Raw genomic sequence first — 18,117 nt, forward strand, 5'->3', positions numbered from 1 at the left:
CCTCTTCCTCGCGGAGGACCGCTCATGACCACGTCCACGGCGCCACGCGCTCCCCGCCCGCACGGCGTCCTCCCCCGCCTCGCCACCACCGCGGCACTCGCCCTCACGGTCGTCGGCACCGCCGTGGGTGTCGGCGCGTTCGGCGGCACGCCGGTCCAGGGCGCCGGAGGCGGACTGCTCTCGGCCGACGCGACCCCGCTCGCGCCCGCCGGCGGCGCCTTCTCCATCTGGTCGCTGATCTACCTGGGCCTCGCCGCCTACACGATCGTCCAGTGGTGGGACCCGACGGACCGGCACCGGATCCGGGTCGCGGCGATCCTCTCGATGCTGCTGAACGCCCTGTGGATCCTCGTCGTGCAGGCGGGCATGCTCTCCCTGTCCGTCCTCGTCATCATCGTGCTGCTCACGGTCCTCGCGGTGATCGTCCGCCGCCTCACCGCGAGTGCGCCCCGCGGGCCGGTCGAGGCGGTCGCCCTGCACGGCACCTTCGGCCTCTACCTCGGATGGGTGTGCGTGGCGACCTGCGCGAACATCGCCGCGGCCCTGCTCGGAGCGGGCTTCCGCGGCTTCTCCACGACGGGTGCAGGATCACCCGGCCCGCTCGCCGCCGGCGTGGTGATCGTCGCCGCCGCCGTGGGCACGGGCCTGGCCCTCTCCGGCCGCCGCTCCGCCGGCGCGGTCGCCCCGCTCGCCGCCGTCCTGGCGGTGGGGTGGGGGCTCGCGTGGATCGCCGTGGGGCGCCTGGCCGGTGAACCCGCCTCCACGCTCGTCGGCGGGACGGCAGCCGTCGCCGCCGCAGGGGTGGTCATCGCCGGGATCACCACGGCGCAGGAGCGGATCCGCGCGATCCGGAACGCGTCATGAGCGCATCCGATGCCGCACCCGGCGCGCTCTACGACCGGGTCGCACGCGACAGCGCGTCCCGCGTCATCGCCGGCTACTCCACGAGCTTCGGCTGGGCGAGTCGCCTGCTCGACGAGCCCGTCCGCACCGACGTGCGCAGCATCTACGCCCTCGTGCGGCTCGCCGACGAGATCGTGGACGACCCGGATCCACGGCTCCGGCCGGAGGACCGCGCCCGACTGCTCGCGGAGCTCGAGCAGCAGACCGGTGCCGCTCTCGCCGGGGAGCGCAGCACCAACCTCGTGGTGCACGCCTTCGCCCTCGCGGCCCGGGAGCACGGCATCGATGCGGGACTCGTGGACCCGTTCTTCCGCTCGATGCGGGCCGACCTCACCGTGACCGCGCACGATGCGGCGAGCCTGGACACCTACATCCACGGCTCCGCGGAGGTCGTGGGGCTCATGTGCCTGCGCGTCTTCGTGGGCGGCGACGAGAGCTCCTTCACCCGGCTCCGGGACCCGGCGGTGCATCTGGCCGCCGCCTTCCAGAAGGTCAACTTCCTGCGCGACCTCGCCGAGGACCATTCCCACCTGGGCCGCACGTACGGGCCCGAGCTGGACCTCGACGTGTTCGACGACGCCCGACGCGACGCGGCCCTCGACCAGATCGACGCCGACCTCCGATCCGCCGCGCAGGGGATCCCGCAGCTCCCCCCGAGCAGCCGCCGTGCCGTCGCCGCCGCGCACGGCCTGTATCGCGAGCTGGCGCTCCGACTGCGACGCACGCCCTCCGCGCAGATCCGGGTGCGTCGCGTGCGCGTCCCGGGCCCCGTCAAGGCCCGCGTGCTCGCCTCCGCGCTCCTGGGAGGTGGACGATGAGCGCGCGGGGCGGACTGCCCGGCGCGCGCCGCGTGGTCGTCATCGGCGGGGGCGTCTCGGGTCTCGCCGCGGCGACGCTGCTCGCGCGGGACGGACACCGGGTGACCCTGCTCGAGGCCCGCGAGGAGCTGGGCGGGCGCGCGGGCACATGGGAGCAGGGCGGGTTCCGCTTCGACACCGGCCCGTCCTGGTATCTCATGCCCGAGGTGTTCGACCACTACTTCCGCCTGCTGGGCACCTCCGCCGCCGAGCAGCTGGAGCTCCGCCATCCTGAGCCCGCCTTCCGCGTGCGCTTCGAGGGCGAGCAGGAGCCGTTGGACGTGAGCCGCTCCGCGGCGAGCAATGCCGAGGCGTTCGAGCGGAGGGAGCCGGGAGCGGGACGTGCCCTGGACCGCCACCTCACCTCGGCCCGGCGCACCTACGACATGGCCCTGCGACGGTTCCTCTACACCTCGTTCGACTCCCCCGCCTCCCTCGCCCACCCGGAGGTGCTGCGGCATGCGCCGACCCTGGCGCGTCTGCTCGTGGAGCCGCTGGACTCCCTGGTCGGGCGGCGGTTCCGGGACCGACGCCTCCGTCAGGTGCTGGGATATCCCGCCGTCTTCCTGGGGACCTCCCCGGATCGCGCACCCAGCATGTACCACCTCATGAGCGCCCTCGACCTCACCGGTGGGGTCCAGTACCCCCTCGGCGGCTTCGCCCGCGTCATCGAGGCGATGACCTCGCTCGCTCGGAGGGAAGGAGTGGACCTGCGCATGGGTGCCCGCGCGCAGCAGATCCTCGTCGACACCAGGACGCGACGACGCCCGCACGTGACCGGTGTGCGCGTGGGTGCCGAGGGCGGCACGGAGGACATCCCCGCGGATCTCGTCGTGGCCGCCGCTGACCTCCACCACGTGGAGACCGCCCTCCTGCCCCCGTCGCTGCGCACCTATCCCGAGCGCTGGTGGCGTCGCCGCACACCGGGGCCGGGCGCCGTCCTCGTCATGCTCGGGGTCCGCGGCGCGCTCCCCCAGCTCGCCCACCACAGCCTCTTCTTCACCCGCGACTGGACGGAGAACTTCGGGGCGATCGCGCAGGGGCGTGTCCCCGATCCCGCCTCGAGCTACGTGTGCCGTCCGTCGGCCACCGATCCCGGGGTCGCGCCCGCGGGCCACGAGAACCTGTTCGTGCTGGTCCCCGTGCCCGCCGATGCCGAGCTGGGACGCGGTGGGATCGACGGCGGGGGCGATCCGCGCATCGAGGCGATCGCGGACGCCGCGATCTCCCAGGTCTCCGCGTGGGCAGGCATCCCGGACCTGGCCTCACGGGTGGTGGTGCGACGCACGGTGGGACCGGGGGACCACGCCGCGGACCTCTCCGCCTGGCGGGGCAGCATGCTGGGCCCCGCGCACACTCTCCGCCAGAGCGCCATGTTCCGGGCACGCAACGCCTCTCGGAAGGTCGACGGGCTGCTGTACGCGGGGTCCTCGACCATCCCCGGGATCGGAGTGCCGATGTGCCTCATCAGCGGGGAGCTCGTGGCCAAACGGGTGCGGGGCGACCGTTCGTCCTCGCCGCTGCCCGAACCCCTCCCCCGGCCTGCCGCCCCGGGAGCGGCCGCGGCACGGGCGGGGGAACGATGATCGGCGGGCTGTACCTGCTGTGCCTGTGCGTGCCGCTGGCCGGCATGGGCGCGCTCGACGCGCGGTACCGCCTCGTGCTGGGGCGCGCAGCGCGGCCCGCCCTCGCCGTCCTCGCCATCGGCGCCGTGTACTTCCTCGGCTGGGACCTCGCGGCCATCGCCGCAGGCCATTACGGGCTGGGGCGCAGCCCGGCCCTGAGCGGGCTGATGCTCGCACCTCACCTGCCCGTGGAGGAGCTCGTCTTCATCGTCGTCCTCGCCTACACCACGCTGGTCCTGCACGCCCTCGTCGCGCGCGCCCTCGCCCGTCGGCGCGCAGCGGATCCCGCGCGATGACCTACGCCGCCCTCGCCGGCTGCTTCCTGCTGCCGCCGCTGCTCGTGCTCGCCCTCGCCGTGCACCGACGTCGTCCCGGTGCGTCGTGGTGGATCGCGACCTCGGCGACGATCCTGGGCCTGCTCGTGCTCACCACGGTGTTCGACAACCTCATGATCGCGGCCGATCTGTTCCGCTTCGAGCCCTCGCTGCTGCTGGGGGTCCGGATCGGTCTCATGCCCCTCGAGGACCTCGCCTGGCCGATCGCCGCCGGCCTGCTCCTGCCCGCCCTGCACCTGCTGCTCGCCCCTGCGGAGGATTCATGACGACCGCCCTCGCCCCCGGTGCCGTGCTTCGCCTGCTGGCCTCGTCCCGCCCTCTGAGCTGGGTCAACACCGCCTACCCCTTCGCTCTCGGCTACCTGGCCGGGGGTGGCGGGGTCGATGCGGTGCTCGCCGTCGGCACCCTGTTCTTCCTGTTCCCCTACAACCTGCTGATGTACGGGGTCAACGACGTCTTCGACCACGAGTCGGACCTCCGCAACCCGCGCAAGGGCGGCGTCGAGGGGATCGTCCTGGATCCCGGGCTGCACCGCACGATGCTCTGGGCCGCCGGCCTCGTCTGCGTCCCTTTCGTCCTCGCTCTCCTCGCGCTCGGGAACCCGTGGTCGTCCCTCGCCCTCGTCGTCGTGCTCGCGGCGGTGGTCGGGTACTCGGCGCCGCGGGTGCGCCTGAAGGAGCGGCCGGTCCTCGACTCGCTCACCTCGTCGGTGCACTTCGTGGGACCCGCGCTCGTGGGCCTGCTGATGACGGGCGGCGGCATCGACCGGACGGCGCTCGTCGTGCTCGCCGCGTTCCTCGCCTGGGGCATGGCCTCCCACGCCCTCGGCGCGGTCCAGGACGTCCTCGCCGATCGGTCGGCGGGGATCGGATCGGTCGCGACCGCCCTCGGCGCACGGTGGACGGTCCGCGGCGTGATCGCGCTGTACCTCGTGGCCGGAGCGCTGCTCGTGACCCTGCCCGGACCGCTCCGGCTCACCGCGCTACTGGTGCTCCCCTACGCGCTGAGCGCCTGGCCGCTCCGCTCGCTGCCCGATGCGGAGAGCCCGCGCGCCCACGCCGCCTGGCGCCGCTTCCTCGTGCTCAACCTGCTGTCCGGGGCCGCGCTCACGATCGGCCTGCTGATCGCCGCGCTGCCCGGCTCCGGCCGGTAGGTCGTCGGCGGAGACGACCGCCTCAGTTCGCCGAGGCCGCGGACACCGCCGCGGCCTGCGCCTCGGCCATGACGAGGTCGCCGTTCACGTGCGCGCCGGCGAGCGCGCCGCCCGCGGCGGAGGCGCCCACCTGCGCCATCGGCTCCGCGACGTTGCCGGCGGCCCAGACGCCCGGCACCGCGGTCACGCCGGCCATGGCGGTCGGGACCTTCTCGCCGAACCCGCCGGGCATCTCCTCGATCCCGAGGCCGAGGCCCTCGAGACCGTCGAGTCGGGGGTGCACGCGGCTCGCGACGGCGAGCACCTCGCGCGCGAGCGTCTCCCCGCTCGCGAGGCGCACCCCGGCGACGCGGGAGCCGGTGACGGGGTCGGCCTCCTCCGCGGCGAGCACCTCGACCACGTCCTCCTCGATGATCCGCACGCCGCGCGCGGCGAGCAGGGCGCGGCCGTCCTCGGGCAGCTCGGTGCCGCGCACGAGGTAGATGACGTCCTCGCTGAGCTGGCGGAACATGAGCGCCTGGTGCACGGACCCGGGGCCCACGGCGACGATGCCGATCGCGCGGTCGCGCACCTCGTAGCCGTGGCAGTAGGGGCAGTGGACGAGGCCGTGGCCCCAGTGCTCGGCGAGGCCAGGGAGCTCCGGGAGCTCGTCGCGCACGCCGGTCGCGACGATGATCCGGCGGGCCGTGAGGCGGGCGCCGGAGGCGAGGTCGAGGTCGAAGCGGAGGTCGCCGTCGACGGGATCGGCGGGGCGGGCGGCGAGCACGGCGTCCTCGAGGATCACGCCGCCGTAGGAGCGCACCTCCTCGCGGCCGCGGGCGAGCAGCTCGAGGGGCGGCGTGCCCTCGTGGCCGAGGAGTCCGTGCACGCCTTCGGCGGGGGCGTTGCGCGGGGTGCCGGCGTCGAGGACGACGACGCTGCGCAGCGAGCGGCCCAGCTGGAGGGCGGCGTTGAGGCCGGCGGCGCCGCCGCCGATCACGGCGACGTCGACGAGCTCGGGGAGAGCGGGAGCGGTGGTGGGGACGGGTGCGGTCATGGTGGCCTCCTGGGGCGACGGGCGGATGCTCCGACGCTAGCCCCGCTTTGCGCCACAGGACTACGCTATTGCGCATGACGCAAGAGACCTCGGTCGTCGACGACCTCGTGCGCAAACGCCTGCGGGCGCTGCGCCTCGCCCGCGGCCTGAGCCTCGGCGACCTCGCCGAGCGCACGCACCTCTCCCCCGCGACCCTCTCCCGTCTCGAGACGGGCTCCCGGCGCCTGGCCCTGGACCAGCTGGTGCTGCTCTCCCGCGCCCTGGACACGAGCCTGGACCAGCTCGTCGCGGCCGAGGCGGAGGACGTCGTCATCGCCCCCGTGCGCGACCACGGCCAGGACGGCGGGCTGCGCTGGACGCTCCGCGACAGCCCGGACACGACGGTGCTGCGTCGTCGCTTCACCGCCCCGCCCGGCACCCCCGCGGGAGCGACGAGCGCCGCGACGGGCGCACCGGCCACGATGGCCTCCGCCCAGCGCGCCCACCCCGGCCGGGAGTGGCTGCTCGTCCTCTCCGGCACGGCGCTGCTGCACCTGGGCACCCGCAGCGTGCGGGTCGAGCGGGACCACGTGGCCGAGTTCCCGACAATGCTCCCGCACGCCCTGGGCGCCGCGGACTCCCGCCCCTGCGAGGTGGTGATGGTCTTCGACCGCGAGGCGCGCCGCGCCCATCCGGGCTGACGCGCCTCGCGAGTCGGCGTCACCCCACCCCGCTTCACTCGCTCAGACGCGGGCGCCGCGCTCCCCGAGCCAGGGGGCGAGCAGGTCCTCCCGGTCCATCCAGGGCGCGAGACCGCGCGCCCACTCCTCCGGGGTGACGAGGCTGCGCACGAAGGCGCGGTGCACCCGGTCGGCATCTGCCGCGACCACTCCGGTGACGACGAGCCGCGTGGTGGGCAGGTCGCGGCCGGAGTCCGCATGGGCGCCCACGGAGACCTGGCCGCCGGCGCCGTCCCAGCGGGCGATGGTGCCGGGACGGTCCGGTACCCAGAAGCGCCCGCGGCTGCGCAGCGCTCCGCCGCCGAGGGCCTCGATGTGCTCGAGCAGCCGCTCGGGGTGGAAGGGGCGCTCGGAGGAGAGGTCGAGGGTCCAGGTGCCGTGGGCGGTGGGCCCGCCGTGGGACTCGACACTGCGGGGATCACGACGGCGCAGCCCCGCGGCGTGGCCGAGCAGCCCGCCGAGCAGCAGGGCGGGGTCCACCGCGTAGGGGTCGGTGGCGAGCAGCTGATCGGCGGCGCGGAGGTGCTCGACGAGCTCGAGCCCGGCCTCGGCCTCGGCGCTCGGGGCGAGGTCCGCGACGACGAGCGGGGAGTACTCGAGCTGGGCGGCGAGCGCCTCCCCCACGCTGCGATGATCCTCGAGTGCCCAGGTCACGCCGCGCTCGGCGAGGGTCTCGTCGCCGAGGAGGTCCTCGCGGGCGCTCGCGGCGGCGAGCACGACGGCGGCGCCGGAGAGGTGCCAGCGGCGCTGGTGGGCGAGGAGCGTCCCGACCACGATCTCCGGCTCGGCGCTCAGCGGCGGTGAGAGCAGCACCGCCTGGATCCGCGGATCCCCGGCGAGGCGGTCGAGCGCGGGGACGGCGTCCTCCCGCATGGCACAGGAGACGCACGGGTGGTCCAGCTCGACCTCCTGCTCCTCGATCACGCCGGCCGCCGAGACGATCAGCCGGCGCAGCGAGCCGGCCTCGGTGACCACGGTGTAGCGCAGCTCGACGGCGCCGGGCACGTCCAGCAGCAGGCTCGCGACGAGCTCGCCGCGCAGCACGGGGTCGATCGCCGTGACGACGGCGACAGGCAGGGTGGGTGCGGCGCCGTCCCGGGAATGCGCGGGGCCCGCGGACCGTTGTGGGATCTCGCGACCCGATGTCCCGACCTCGCGACCCGCCTCGGCCCGCTCCCCGTCAGTCCGTCCCCCTTCGTTCGGGCCCGTCCCGGCCCGGCTCCCGTCGGCCCGACGTCCGTCCTTCTGGCTCCCGGTCATCCGAGCACCTCCTCGCTTGACGATAATCATTCTCATTACTAGTATCTGGGGTCATGTCCACGCGCTGTCAAGTCACGGGAGCGGTCCCCTCCTTCGGCCGGTCCGTCTCCCACTCGAACCGCCGCAGCCCGCGGCGCTTCGACCCCAACATCCAGTCCAAGCGGTTCTTCGTCCCCTCGCTGGGCCGCACCGTGCGCCTGCAGGTCTCCGCCAAGGGCCTGCGCACCATCGACCGCCACGGCATCGAGGCGGTCGTCGCCCGGATCCGCGCCCGCGGCGAGAAGATCTGACACCCGCCCCACCCCCTGAACGGAGGCCCCCATGGCCAGGAAGAACGACGTGCGCACCACCGTGAAGCTGCGCTCCACGGCCGGCACCGGATTCACCTACATGACCAGCAAGAACCGCCGGAACACGCCGGACCGGCTCACCATGCGCAAGTTCGATCCGCGGGTGCGGGCCGTCGTCGAGTTCCGCGAGGAGCGCTGAGATGGCGAAGACCTCGAAGATCGCGGCGAACGAGCGCCGCCGCGCGACCGTCGCCCGGCACGCCGAGCAGCGCGACGCCCTCAAGCGCACGATCAAGGACCCCGCCGTCCCCCTCGCGGAGAAGCTCCTCGCCCAACGGGCGCTGCAGCGGCTCCCGCGGGACGCGAGCCCCACCCGGGTGCGCAACCGCGACGCGGTCGACGGCCGCCCCCGCGGCCACCTGCGCACCTTCGGCCTCTCCCGCGTGCGCTTCCGGGAGCTCGCCCACCGCGGCGAGCTGCCCGGCATCACGAAGTCCAGCTGGTGAGCCCCGCTCACCCCACCCTCACAGGAGGACACCCCATGCAGCAGTCCATCCACCCCGACTACCGGCCCGTCGTCTACCGCGACGCGAGCGCCGACTTCGCCTTCCTCACCCGTTCCACCGCGACCTCGGAGCGCACGATCACCTGGGAGGACGGCAACGTCTACCCCGTGATCGACGTCGAGGTCTCCTCCGCCTCGCACCCGTTCTACACGGGCCAGGCGAAGGTGCTCGACACCGCCGGCCGCGTGGAGCGGTTCCGCCGCCGCTACGGGCAGAGCGCCCGATGAAGGTCCGCAGCTCCCTGCGCTCCCTGGCCGCACGCCCGGGAGCGCAGGTGGTGCGGCGCCGCGGCCGCCTCTACGTCATCAACAAGCAGGAGCCCCGCTTTAAGGGCCGCCAGAAGGGCTGACGCCCTGCTGACGTGGGGCCCGGCCCTCGCGCCGGGCCCCACGACCCGGGGCCGACGTCGGCCCGCCCCGGGTCTACCGTGGACGCATCATCCGCTCCACCCGAGACGAGGCCCCGATGACGCGCACCGCGGACGCCCTTCCCGCCGAGGTCGACGTGCTCGTCGCGGGCGCCGGCCCCACCGGCCTCATGGCCGGGCTCGTCGCGCACCGCCGCGGCCTGCGGGTGCTCGTGGTGGATCCGAAGCCGGGCCCCACGCGGGAGTCCCGCGCGATCGTGGTGCAGGCGCGCAGCGTCGAGATCCTCGACCAGCTGGGGCTCGCGGGCCCCGTGCTCGAGAGCGCGCAGCTCGCCGGCCGCATCCGCATCAAGGGCGGGGACCGCCCCGTCGAGGCGGACTTCGCCCGCGCGCAGGAGCGGGACACCCTGTTCCCGGGCGCCCGCATCTTCGAGCAGTCCCGTACCGAGGCCCTGCTCTCGGAGGCGCTCGCCTCGGAGGGCTGCCCGGTGCGGTACGGCATGGAGCTCGAGTCCTTCACGGCCGACGGCCCTGCGGAGGAGGGTCTCGAGGCGCGGCTGGCCTCCTCCCCCACCGATGCCGCCGGCACCGCGACGCGCGTGCACGCCCGCTGGCTGATCGGCGCGGACGGCGCGAGCTCGCCCGTGCGCCACCGCATGGGGCTCTCCTTCGACGGCGACACCGACGAGGCGACCTTCTGCGTCGCGGATCTCCACGACGTGGAGGGCGCCCCGGACGACGCCCTCTCCGCGTACGTCGGTGAGCAGCGCTTCGCGATCCTGTTCCCGCTGGGCCCGGGCGGTCACGCGCGCCTGATCTGGCTGCACGACGGCACCACTCCGGACCAGGAGGAGGCCCTCGCCGGGGCCCGCGACGACCTGGGGATCCGCTACGGGCGGGTGGACTGGTTCTCCTCCTACCGGGTGCACCACCGCCTCGCGAGCCGCTTCCGCGTGGGGCCGGTGCTCCTCGCCGGGGACGCCGCGCACGTGCACTCCCCGGTGGGCGGGCAGGGGATGAACACGGGCCTGCAGGACGCCCACCATCTCGCGCACCTGCTCGCGGATGTCTCCTCCGGCCTGCGGGATCCCGCGCAGCTCGCGCGCTACGAGCAGGAGCGCCGGCCGGTCGCGCTCTCCCTCATCACGGCCGTGGACCGCGCATTCGGCCTCATCGCACGGCCCGGCAGGGGCCCCGGGTTCCTGCGCCGGCGCGCGCGGGACGTGATCGCCGTGCTCGCCCCGCGGGTGCTGCGCTCGGCGGCGGGGCCATGGCTGGGCGGGCTGCTGGGCCAGTACCGGATCCACTACCACCCGGTGCCGCGCGGGGCGGTGCTGCCGCAGTGGGCCTCGGATCCCGCGGTGGGGCGCCGACTGCCGGTGCTCGCGGTGAACCGGGAGGCGCTGCGCTCGGGCCGCTGGCAGCTGCACACCTACGGCGGCGCGATCGCCGAGCGCCCTGCCGTGCCGGAGGCCGTGGACGGCCCGTTCGCCTTCCCGGCGGATCCGCGGGGCCGGCTCCGCTCCTACCAGCTGTACCTCGTGCGGCCGGACGGCTACGTCGCGGCGGCCTGGCCGCTGCACGCGGGCGCCGCCGCGACCTCCGACGTCACCGCCGCGCTCACGGCCCACGGCTTCCGGGGCTGACGCCGGGTCCCCCGTGGCGCCGTCGCGGGTACGGCGGGCGCCCGGCATAGGGTCCGGGGATGGACCTCCACGAGATCACCGCCCGCATCGAGAAGCTCTCCACCCAGTACGCGGAGGTCCACGGCGTGGACCGCTCGGCCGAGTGGGCGCTGCTCAAGCTCACCGAGGAGGTGGGCGAGCTCGCCCAGGCGCACCTGAATGCCTCCGGTCAGAGCCGTGAGCGCGGGCTCGACGACGCGGCGAAGCAGCAGGCGCTGCGGGACGAGGTGGGCGACGTGCTCGGCATGTGCCTCGTCTACGCGGGGCAGATGGGCATCGACCCCGTCGAGGCGGTCACCGGCAAGTGGTTCCGGTACGAGAAGGCGGCCGACGGCGCCGCGGCAGGCGTCTGAGCTCAGGCGAGCGGCGCCAGCAGGACCTCGTCGAGGGGGCGCCGGGCGCGCGGGGCGGCGTCCCGCTCGCGGATCTTCTCGGGGACGTCCTCGGCGGTGGTGTGCTCGCCGATCGCGATGACCGTCAGCGGGAGCTGGGCCGGGTCGAGGTCCAGCAGGGTCGCGATCGCATCCTTGTCGAAGCCGGCGGCCTGGTGGGCCCAGAGGCCCAGGTGGGCGGCCTGCACGCTCAGGTGTGCCGCGGCCTGACCGGCGTCGTAGAGGGCGTAGGGGACCGTCTCGCCGTCCCGCTCGGTCTCCGTCACGAGGACGATGAGCGCGGAGACCCGCCGCATCCACAGCTGGTTGAACTCGGCGAGAGTGTCGACGATGTCGTCGAACAGCGCGGTGCCGCGGCGGGCGGCCGCGAGGCGCCAGGGCTGCTGGTTGAAGTAGGAGGGCGTCCAGCGGGCGGCCTCGACGAGGCTCGTGAGCTCCTCGTCGCTCAGCTCGTGACCGGTCGCGAACCCGCGGGGGCTCCAGCGCTCGGCGAGCAGCGGGGCGAGGGGGACGCTGGTGGCGTTGCGGGGCTCGGTGTCGAGTGCGGTCACGGGGTGGGTCCTTCCGGGTGCGGTCACGGCGGGGCGGCGGGAGCGCCGTCGCCGACCTCCCGGTCGCCCGAAGCGCACGTTAGCACTCCCCCAAGCCCACCTTGAAGGCAGGGTGACGCACCCCGTCATCCGGGCACGTCAGCGGCCCTCGCCGCCTGACCGACGGCTCACGCCTGCCCGCCGTCGAAGTAGGCGCGGAGCTCCTCCGGCACGGGCGGCACCTCGAGCGGCACACCGCCGCTGCGGATCGACTCCGCGCCGCGGATCCCGGTCGCGACTGCCTCGCGCGCCGCGAGGGCCGAGACGTCGGTCGCGCCGCCGCTGCGGGCGAAGCGCAGGAACTCGGCGACCAGCCGCGGATCCGCGCCGCCGTGGCCGCCGTCGGTGTCCTCCGCCCGCGCGACGACCTCGACCGCGTCCGGCCGGCCGGGCCCCGAGCGGCGGGACTCCCAGAGGTGGATCTGGTCGCCGCTGCCGTCCCCCATGTTCTCGATCCGCCCGGCGTCCCCGATCACCGTGTAGTTCCGCCAGTAGTCCGGGGGGAAGTGGCACTGCTGATACGAGGCGAGCACCCCGTTGTCCAGGGTCATCTGCAGCATGGAGATGTCCTCGACGTCGACCACGGGGTTCAGCTCCTTCTGCGCGGTGGGCGGCCAGATGTCCTCGTCGTACCAGTCCCACATCCGGCGGTCGGTGTTGTCGCGACGGTCCTCGATGTCGCCGTAGACGGCGAGGTCGCCGATGCCGGAGACGCGGCGGGTGTAGCCGCCCGCGAGCCAGTGGATGACGTCGATGTCGTGCGCGCCCTTCTGCAGCAGCAGGCTCATCACCTTCGCCCGCTCGGCGTGCCAGTCCTTGAAGTAGAAGTCGCCGCCGGTCCCCACGAAGTGGCGGCACCAGATCGCGCGCACCCGGCCGATCCGCCCCGAGTCCACGATCGCCTTCATCTGCCGCACCACGGGCATGTGCCGCATGTTGTGGCCGATGTACAGCCGGGCCCGCTTCTCCACAGCGAGCGCGAGCATCGCGTCCGCGTCCTCGAGCCGGATCGCGAGCGGCTTCTCGCAGAAGGTGGGCAGGCCCGCGCCGAGGGTCGCGAGGGCGACCTCGGCGTGCGCGAAGTCCGGGGTGAGGATCATGACCGCGTCGACCTCGTGCTCGGCGAGCAGCTGCTCGACGCTCCCGACGGTCGCGACCTCGGCGCCGATCTCCTCCCTCGCGGTCTCGCGGCCGCGCTCGCTGGGATCGGCGACCACGGTGATCCGTGACCCCGCCCCCGGCCGATGGGCGTGGAGCGCGACGGAGTGGCGCATGCCGAATCCGATGACGCCGATGCGCAGGTCCTCGGTGGGCTCGGCTGGGGTGGCGGGGTCGAGCGGGGTCATGGCGAGGTCCTTCTCTGTGTCCGACGGCGGATCGCACCGACTGGCGCACAACCTTTCACGCGACGCTATCGGCGCTCCCGGGGGCGGTCAAGGGATCCGGCCGGGATCCTCCCGAGGCTCGCGGGCCCACTCGATCCGGCCGGGACCCTCCGCCGCGCCGTCGGCCCCACCGCCCGAGGTCCCGGAGTGGTCACGGTCCCCCGGGCGCCCGCACCCCGCCGGGCCGTCGGTCGTAGTGTCGACGGGTCAGTGCCGTCGCTCCGGAGAGGTCCTCACCCCCGATGTCATCCAGCCCGCTCACCGCTCTGCTCGATGCCGCCCGCCTGGGCGCGCTGCTTACCACCCGGGGCGGGAGGGTCGTCGCGAAGGTCTCCCGGCCCGACGCCAAGGGCACCGCCTATCGCACGGGGCTCGTCGAGATCACCGACGCCGGCCTGCTCACCCTCACGCGCGGCGACGCCTCCGTGGGCACCGTCGCCCTCGCGGAGGACGGCACCACCTTCTTCACCGCGAAGCGCACCGGCGAGGACGGCTCCGAGGCGGAGGACGCCCAGCTGTGGGCGCTGCCGCCGCGCGGCGAGGCCCGCGAGCTCGCCTCCCGGCCCGGCGGCTTCGGCGACCTGCACCTGGGCAAGGACGTGCTCGTCGCCCAGCTCTCCGTGCACTCCCAGGCCACGACCGAGGCCGAGCACCGCGAGCTGTCGAGCCGGCGCGAGGACGCGAAGGTCACCGCCGTGCTGCACGACGGCTTCCCCACCCGCTACTGGAGCGACGACCTGGGGCCGGCGCGCGAGGTGCTCGCCGTCGCCGAGCTCCCCCGCGACCTCTGGACCGCCGCCGCGGTCGCGGAGGACGGCGACACGGACGCCGAGAGCTCCGACGCGAAGGACACCTCCCGCTCGGTGCTGCGCTTCCGGCACGTGGCCCTGCCCCCGGGCCGCCTCGTCGACTGGGTCGCGGACGACGCCGGCACCCGCGCCCTCGTCTCGATGCAGGACTCCGTGGGCGAGCTGGTGGGCGTGCCGCACCTGCACCTCGTGGACCTCACCGGCGCCGAGGCGCCGCGCCTGATCCTCCCCGGCACCGCCGAGGTCGAGCACTCCCCCGTCTCCTTCAGCCCGGACGGCCGCCGCGCCGTCGTCTCCCGCGAGCAGACCTGGAGCGGGAGCGCCTCCCTCGACGTGCGTCCCCTGCTGCTGGACCTCCGCACCGGGGACCTCACGGAGCTCTGGCCGGAGCTGGACCGCTGGGTGCAGCCGATCTGGCTGGACGACGCGACCCTCGTCGCGGAGAGCGACGACACCGGACGCGGCTCGCTGTGGATCGGTGGCCTCGAGGACGCCGCCCCGCGCCTGCTCGCCTTCGGCCCCGAGCAGGAGCTCAGCCCCGCAGGGATCTCCGTGGCGGGCGGCGCGATCATCGCCTCCGTCTCCGGCGTCGCCTCCCCGCCGCGCCCCGTGCGGGTGGATCCCGCGAGCGGCACGGTCACGGACCTCCCCCACCCCGCCGGCGCCTCCTCCCCGCAGCCCGTCTCCCCGGGCACGCTCACCGAGGTCACCGCGACCGGGGTGGACGGCACGGGCGTGCGCGCCTGGCTGCGGCTCCCCGAGGGCGAGGGCCCGCACCCGCTCGTCGTCTTCGCGCACGGCGGCCCCTGGGGGTCGTGGAACGCGTGGACCTGGCGCTGGAACCCGGACCCGTTCGTCGCTGCCGGCTACGCGGTGCTGCTGCCGGACCCGGCGATCTCCACCGGCTACGGGCAGTCGATGATCGAGCGCGGCCAGCACGAGCTGGGCGGCGCCCCGTTCACCGACGTCATGGCGCTCACCGACGCCGTGATCGCCCGGGAGGACGTCGACGCCGAGCGCACCGCCTTCGCGGGCGGCAGCTACGGCGGCTACATGGCGAACTGGGTCGCCGGGCACACGGGTGACCGCTTCCGCTGCATCGTCACCCACGCGTCCCTGTGGGACACGCGCGTCATGGGCCGCACCACGGACAACGCGGGCTGGGAGCCGCCGATGCGCACCCAGAACGACCGCTTCGACCCGAGCGCGAGCGTCGCCGACATCGAGGTGCCGATGCTCGTCATCCACGGCGACAAGGACTACCGGGTGCCGATCTCCCAGGGCCACGCCCTCTGGTACGACCTGCTCACCTTCTCCGCGACGCCCAAGGACGAGCACGGCCGCACCCGCCACCGCTTCCTGTACTTCCCCGACGAGGGCCACTGGGTGCTGGGCCGCGGCAACGCGCAGGTCTGGTACGAGACGTTCCTGGCCTTCCTCGACGAGCACGTGCGCGGCGAGCACACGGAGCGCCCCGCGACGCTCGGCTGACCCGCGACCTCGGCGATCGGCCGACGGGCCCCCGCTCCCCCGGGGCCCCGTCGGCCGATGACGCTCAGCAGGTGGGGCTCACGTCCTTGCTCGCGGGGCCGTCCTGGTCGAGGGCGTCGAGCACGATCTGGTGCACCACGGGGTCGTTGGGGCTCTGGTCGTGCGCGAAGGGGTCGCGCGGGCAGAGGTCCTGGAGGACGAGGTTGGTGACCTGCTCCTCGGGGCCGTCGAGCGCCTGCGAGGTGTAGGGAGTGACGATCTCGTCGTGCTCGGTGGAGATGACGGTGTAGTCGACGCCGGGGACCGTGTCAGGGATCGAGGCGAGCTCCTGCATGAAGTCGCTTCCGGCCTGCTGGTCGATGCAGGCGGCGCAGGTCCTGTAGGCGATGCCCTGGTCGGCGTGGGCGAGCGCGCTGCCCTCGCCGTCGTCGTCGCGGACGATCAGGCCCTGTGTGCCGTGGCTCGAGGGGGCGATGCCGACGAGGTCGTCGACCTTCGCGGCGCCGCCCTGGAAGCCGATGTACCAGCGGGGCATCATGCCGCCCTGGCTGTGGCCCACGAGGTCCACCTCCTGCGCGCCGGTCGCGCCGAGCACGCGGTCCACGAAGGTGCCGAGCTCGGTCGCGGAGTCGCGCACGGGACCGGTCGCGGGGACGACGTGGGTGACGCCGTAGTCGAAGGCGTAGACGCAGTAGCCGGCGTCGGCGAGGACGGGCGCGAAAGTCCACCAGTTCTTCGCCATCGTCTCGAAGGTGCCGTTGACGAGGACCACGGGCTCGGGGTGCTCGGCGGAGGGAACGCAGTCCCAGTCGTTCGCGCCGGGCGGGCTGATGCCGAGGGCGTCGGCGCGCGTCGTCGGCGCGGCGGCGAGGGCGAGGACGGCGAGGATCGCCGCGAGGAGGGCGAGCAGCGGGCGCGAGGGACGCCGTCGCAGCAGCGGTCGGGGCAGGGTCGGGGACGGTGCGGTCATGGTGATCTCCTGGTCCGCCGGGAGCATCCGAGAGCCACGTTACTCATCGGTCACCGGCTTGCTGCGGGACCGTAGCAGGCTGCCCCGACGTCCGGAAGGGACATCCGCACATCGACACGGGACAGACCATCGACGCAGGTCAAAGCCCTGCGTTCGACTCAGGCGGCCGATGATCTGCGCGAGCGTGCCGGCGCCCTCCCCTGTGCCGGAGCGGATCAGCGCGGTCCGCTGCGAGGAGCGGGGGACCGCGTTCCGGGGGACCGCGTTCCGGGGGACCGCGGCGCTCAGCGCGTCGCGCGGGGGTCCCCGACCCGGCCCGCGACGAGCGGCGCACCGGTCGAGGTCTCGAAGGCGACGAGCACGTAGGGCGCGTCGATCACGAGCTCCTTCGGCTCGGCGGGCGCGGAGGTCGCGCCGACGCTCACGGCCGTCGCTGCGGCCGCCTCCATGCCCTCCTCGTCGACGGTGATCACGGCCTTCTGCACCACACCGGTGATCCGGAGCTGCTCCTCCGACGTGATGCCGGTGAAGTCCGCGTCGTCGGTGAACGGCGCGTCCATCCCGAGCTCCTGCAGCACCGGGACGAGGTCCCCGTCCCAGCCGAGGTCGATCTTCGGGACGGTGAGGGCGACCGTGGCCGAGGAGTCGCGGATCCCGGCGAGCACCGCGCCGAGCCCCTCGGCGGTGGGATCCGCGGCGCCGTCGGCCGTCTCCGCCCAGGCGTCGAGCAGCTCCTGCGCGGTGCCGGCGGGTCGCACGAGCGCGAGACCGAGGTCGTCGCCCTCGGTGGGCAGGGCGGTCGCGGTGCACAGCTCGTCCTCGTACCAGCCGTGCGCGTCGCCGTGGAGCATCGGCGTCGTCACCTCCTCGCCCCCCTCGAGGGTGAACGGACTGTCCTCGAGGGTGAGCGGGCTGGGCCAGGCGGCCTTGAGGTGCAGGGTGTTCACGAGCACGAGCCGCGTGGCCTCGGTGAGCATGCCCTGCGGCACGAGCTCCTCGATGAGGCCTGCGGTCTCCTCCTCCACCCAGTCGTTGATGCGGGTGCGGGCCTTCTCGCGGGGGCCGTCGGCGGTGAAGTCCGCGGTCCAGACGCCGCTGCCGAACCAGCGGGCGAGCGCGTCGAGGTAGTCCTGCCCGGCGTCGAAGCCCTCCTGCGCCCAGGTGGCGCAGGCGAGGGAGGCCACGGCGGGCTCCGCCGCGTCCGGATCGTCCTCCTCGTGCTCCACCTCCCCCACGGCGGCGAGCACCTGGTCGAGGGTGTTCGCGGCGGCGGCGATGGTCTCGGCGTCCCCGCCGAGCACCTGCTCCATCTGCTCCCGGGTGCTGCCCGCGGCGCCGAGCGCGGCCATGGTGAGCGCGATCTGCGCGGAGAGCGGGGAGCACACGAGGTTCACGGCCTCGCGGTCCGCCGCGGCGAGCAGCCGGGCGGTGAAGGGGAGGACGGCGGCCGCGACCTCCTCCGCGGGGCCCGCCGGCTCGCGATCCACCTCGGCGCGCAGGTCCGGCTGGGCGGCGGAGCCCTCGTCGCTGCAGGCCGCGAGGCCCAGCGCGAGCGTGGGGAGCACGAGCCCGGCGCCCAGCACGCTGCGCCGTCGGGCCATCGCGAGCGGTGATCGCGAGGAGCGGGTGGAGGGCAGCGGTGCGGCGTCCATGCCCCCATCCTGCCCGCCCCGCCCCTCCCGCG

21 protein-coding genes are annotated in these 18,117 nt (G+C 74.5%); 15 read left to right on the forward strand and 6 right to left on the reverse strand.

From position 1 onward, the window contains the following. The first annotated feature begins 24 nt into the window (after window positions 1-24). From C1N80_RS00975 to C1N80_RS01000, 6 genes are read left to right on the forward strand one after another with little or no spacing between them, the layout of a single operon-like run. Window positions 25-864: a TspO/MBR family protein gene (locus C1N80_RS00975; protein WP_137769053.1), complete on the forward strand. Its 840-nt coding sequence runs from the start codon at window positions 25-27 to the stop codon at window positions 862-864. Next, window positions 861-1,721 carry a phytoene/squalene synthase family protein gene (locus C1N80_RS00980; protein ID WP_137769054.1) on the forward strand — a complete coding sequence of 287 codons (861 nt, stop codon included), beginning with the start codon at window positions 861-863 and terminating at the stop codon, window positions 1,719-1,721. The genes C1N80_RS00975 and C1N80_RS00980 overlap by 4 nt, the downstream gene beginning before the upstream one ends. After that, window positions 1,718-3,346, forward strand: coding sequence for a phytoene desaturase family protein (gene crtI / locus C1N80_RS00985; RefSeq protein ID WP_137769055.1), 1,629 nt, complete (start codon window positions 1,718-1,720; stop codon window positions 3,344-3,346). The genes C1N80_RS00980 and crtI overlap by 4 nt, the downstream gene beginning before the upstream one ends. Next, window positions 3,343-3,681 carry a lycopene cyclase domain-containing protein gene (locus tag C1N80_RS00990; protein WP_137769056.1) on the forward strand — a complete coding sequence of 113 codons (339 nt, stop codon included), beginning with the start codon at window positions 3,343-3,345 and terminating at the stop codon, window positions 3,679-3,681. The genes crtI and C1N80_RS00990 overlap by 4 nt, the downstream gene beginning before the upstream one ends. Continuing rightward, a complete protein-coding gene (locus tag C1N80_RS00995) occupies window positions 3,678-3,986 on the forward strand; it encodes a lycopene cyclase domain-containing protein (RefSeq protein ID WP_137769057.1) in 309 nt (102 codons plus the stop codon). The genes C1N80_RS00990 and C1N80_RS00995 overlap by 4 nt, the downstream gene beginning before the upstream one ends. Beyond that, window positions 3,983-4,873, forward strand: a complete 891-nt coding sequence (locus C1N80_RS01000; RefSeq protein WP_137769058.1) for a prenyltransferase — start codon at window positions 3,983-3,985, stop codon at window positions 4,871-4,873. The genes C1N80_RS00995 and C1N80_RS01000 overlap by 4 nt, the downstream gene beginning before the upstream one ends. Window positions 4,874-4,895: 22 nt before the next feature. On the opposite strand, the gene C1N80_RS01005 is transcribed toward C1N80_RS01000, so the two are convergent. Next, on the reverse strand, window positions 4,896-5,909 hold the full coding sequence (locus C1N80_RS01005) for an NAD(P)/FAD-dependent oxidoreductase (RefSeq protein WP_137769059.1): 1,014 nt from the start codon (window positions 5,907-5,909) through the stop codon (window positions 4,896-4,898). A gap of 74 nt (window positions 5,910-5,983) precedes the next feature. Here C1N80_RS01005 and C1N80_RS01010 point away from each other — a divergent pair, with 74 nt between their 5' ends. Beyond that, entirely contained in the window at window positions 5,984-6,589 is a 606-nt protein-coding gene (locus C1N80_RS01010) for a helix-turn-helix transcriptional regulator (protein WP_137769060.1), read from the forward strand. A gap of 42 nt (window positions 6,590-6,631) precedes the next feature. On the opposite strand, the gene C1N80_RS01015 is transcribed toward C1N80_RS01010, so the two are convergent. Further along, window positions 6,632-7,672, reverse strand: a complete 1,041-nt coding sequence (locus C1N80_RS01015; protein ID WP_137769061.1) for a GTP-binding protein — start codon at window positions 7,670-7,672, stop codon at window positions 6,632-6,634. 269 nt (window positions 7,673-7,941) lie between these two features. On the opposite strand from C1N80_RS01015, the gene rpmB reads away from it, so the two are divergent. From rpmB to C1N80_RS01050, 7 genes are all read left to right on the forward strand, one after another. Next, on the forward strand, window positions 7,942-8,178 hold the full coding sequence (rpmB, locus tag C1N80_RS01020; protein WP_137769062.1) for a 50S ribosomal protein L28: 237 nt from the start codon (window positions 7,942-7,944) through the stop codon (window positions 8,176-8,178). A gap of 31 nt (window positions 8,179-8,209) precedes the next feature. Then, complete coding sequence (rpmG, locus tag C1N80_RS01025; RefSeq protein WP_137769063.1) at window positions 8,210-8,377, forward strand: 50S ribosomal protein L33; 168 nt, start codon at window positions 8,210-8,212, stop codon at window positions 8,375-8,377. A 1-nt stretch (window position 8,378) separates the two neighbouring features. Continuing rightward, a complete protein-coding gene (gene rpsN, locus C1N80_RS01030) occupies window positions 8,379-8,684 on the forward strand; it encodes a 30S ribosomal protein S14 (RefSeq protein WP_137769064.1) in 306 nt (101 codons plus the stop codon). Window positions 8,685-8,719: 35 nt separating this feature from the next. Then, entirely contained in the window at window positions 8,720-8,971 is a 252-nt protein-coding gene (locus C1N80_RS01035) for a type B 50S ribosomal protein L31 (protein ID WP_137769065.1), read from the forward strand. Further along, window positions 8,968-9,093 carry a type B 50S ribosomal protein L36 gene (gene ykgO / locus C1N80_RS01040; RefSeq protein WP_137769066.1) on the forward strand — a complete coding sequence of 42 codons (126 nt, stop codon included), beginning with the start codon at window positions 8,968-8,970 and terminating at the stop codon, window positions 9,091-9,093. Before C1N80_RS01035 ends, ykgO begins: the two co-directional genes overlap by 4 nt. Before the next feature lie 116 nt (window positions 9,094-9,209). Further along, entirely contained in the window at window positions 9,210-10,757 is a 1,548-nt protein-coding gene (locus C1N80_RS01045; protein WP_137769067.1) for an FAD-dependent monooxygenase, read from the forward strand. 59 nt (window positions 10,758-10,816) lie between these two features. Further along, window positions 10,817-11,149 (forward strand): MazG nucleotide pyrophosphohydrolase domain-containing protein, encoded by a 333-nt coding sequence (locus tag C1N80_RS01050; protein WP_137769068.1) that lies wholly within the window; start codon window positions 10,817-10,819, stop codon window positions 11,147-11,149. Between the two features lie 2 nt (window positions 11,150-11,151). On the opposite strand, the gene C1N80_RS01055 is transcribed toward C1N80_RS01050, so the two are convergent. Then, window positions 11,152-11,739 (reverse strand): nitroreductase family protein, encoded by a 588-nt coding sequence (locus tag C1N80_RS01055; RefSeq protein ID WP_240811186.1) that lies wholly within the window; start codon window positions 11,737-11,739, stop codon window positions 11,152-11,154. 167 nt (window positions 11,740-11,906) lie between these two features. Further along, entirely contained in the window at window positions 11,907-13,124 is a 1,218-nt protein-coding gene (locus C1N80_RS01060; RefSeq protein WP_137769070.1) for a Gfo/Idh/MocA family protein, read from the reverse strand. Between the two features lie 281 nt (window positions 13,125-13,405). Here C1N80_RS01060 and C1N80_RS01065 point away from each other — a divergent pair, with 281 nt between their 5' ends. Beyond that, window positions 13,406-15,463, forward strand: a complete 2,058-nt coding sequence (locus C1N80_RS01065; RefSeq protein WP_137769071.1) for an alpha/beta fold hydrolase — start codon at window positions 13,406-13,408, stop codon at window positions 15,461-15,463. Between the two features lie 64 nt (window positions 15,464-15,527). Here C1N80_RS01065 and C1N80_RS01070 read toward each other — a convergent pair whose 3' ends face one another. Beyond that, window positions 15,528-16,433 carry an alpha/beta fold hydrolase gene (locus tag C1N80_RS01070; RefSeq protein WP_137769072.1) on the reverse strand — a complete coding sequence of 302 codons (906 nt, stop codon included), beginning with the start codon at window positions 16,431-16,433 and terminating at the stop codon, window positions 15,528-15,530. A 284-nt stretch (window positions 16,434-16,717) separates the two neighbouring features. Then, entirely contained in the window at window positions 16,718-18,085 is a 1,368-nt protein-coding gene (locus C1N80_RS01075) for a serpin family protein (RefSeq protein WP_240811187.1), read from the reverse strand. Between the last annotated feature and the right edge of the window lie 32 nt (window positions 18,086-18,117).

Source organism: Brachybacterium sp. SGAir0954 (genome assembly GCF_005490785.1).
In the GTDB taxonomy this organism is placed as follows: Bacteria; Actinomycetota; Actinomycetes; order Actinomycetales; family Dermabacteraceae; genus Brachybacterium; species Brachybacterium rhamnosum.

Coding starts and splice junctions, on each gene's coding strand:
- C1N80_RS01070 (WP_137769072.1), bottom strand. CDS start 16,433: ATGACCGCACCGTCCCCGACCCTGCCCCGACCGCTGCTGCGACGGCGT.
- C1N80_RS01005 (WP_137769059.1), bottom strand. CDS start 5,909: ATGACCGCACCCGTCCCCACCACCGCTCCCGCTCTCCCCGAGCTCGTC.
- C1N80_RS01000 (WP_137769058.1), top strand. CDS start 3,983: ATGACGACCGCCCTCGCCCCCGGTGCCGTGCTTCGCCTGCTGGCCTCG.
- C1N80_RS00995 (WP_137769057.1), top strand. CDS start 3,678: ATGACCTACGCCGCCCTCGCCGGCTGCTTCCTGCTGCCGCCGCTGCTC.
- C1N80_RS00975 (WP_137769053.1), top strand. CDS start 25: ATGACCACGTCCACGGCGCCACGCGCTCCCCGCCCGCACGGCGTCCTC.
- C1N80_RS01060 (WP_137769070.1), bottom strand. CDS start 13,124: ATGACCCCGCTCGACCCCGCCACCCCAGCCGAGCCCACCGAGGACCTG.
- C1N80_RS01010 (WP_137769060.1), top strand. CDS start 5,984: ATGACGCAAGAGACCTCGGTCGTCGACGACCTCGTGCGCAAACGCCTG.
- C1N80_RS01035 (WP_137769065.1), top strand. CDS start 8,720: ATGCAGCAGTCCATCCACCCCGACTACCGGCCCGTCGTCTACCGCGAC.
- C1N80_RS01065 (WP_137769071.1), top strand. CDS start 13,406: ATGTCATCCAGCCCGCTCACCGCTCTGCTCGATGCCGCCCGCCTGGGC.
- crtI (WP_137769055.1), top strand. CDS start 1,718: ATGAGCGCGCGGGGCGGACTGCCCGGCGCGCGCCGCGTGGTCGTCATC.
- rpmG (WP_137769063.1), top strand. CDS start 8,210: ATGGCCAGGAAGAACGACGTGCGCACCACCGTGAAGCTGCGCTCCACG.
- C1N80_RS00980 (WP_137769054.1), top strand. CDS start 861: ATGAGCGCATCCGATGCCGCACCCGGCGCGCTCTACGACCGGGTCGCA.
- rpsN (WP_137769064.1), top strand. CDS start 8,379: ATGGCGAAGACCTCGAAGATCGCGGCGAACGAGCGCCGCCGCGCGACC.
- ykgO (WP_137769066.1), top strand. CDS start 8,968: ATGAAGGTCCGCAGCTCCCTGCGCTCCCTGGCCGCACGCCCGGGAGCG.
- C1N80_RS01050 (WP_137769068.1), top strand. CDS start 10,817: ATGGACCTCCACGAGATCACCGCCCGCATCGAGAAGCTCTCCACCCAG.
- C1N80_RS01075 (WP_240811187.1), bottom strand. CDS start 18,085: ATGGACGCCGCACCGCTGCCCTCCACCCGCTCCTCGCGATCACCGCTC.
- C1N80_RS01045 (WP_137769067.1), top strand. CDS start 9,210: ATGACGCGCACCGCGGACGCCCTTCCCGCCGAGGTCGACGTGCTCGTC.
- rpmB (WP_137769062.1), top strand. CDS start 7,942: ATGTCCACGCGCTGTCAAGTCACGGGAGCGGTCCCCTCCTTCGGCCGG.
- C1N80_RS00990 (WP_137769056.1), top strand. CDS start 3,343: ATGATCGGCGGGCTGTACCTGCTGTGCCTGTGCGTGCCGCTGGCCGGC.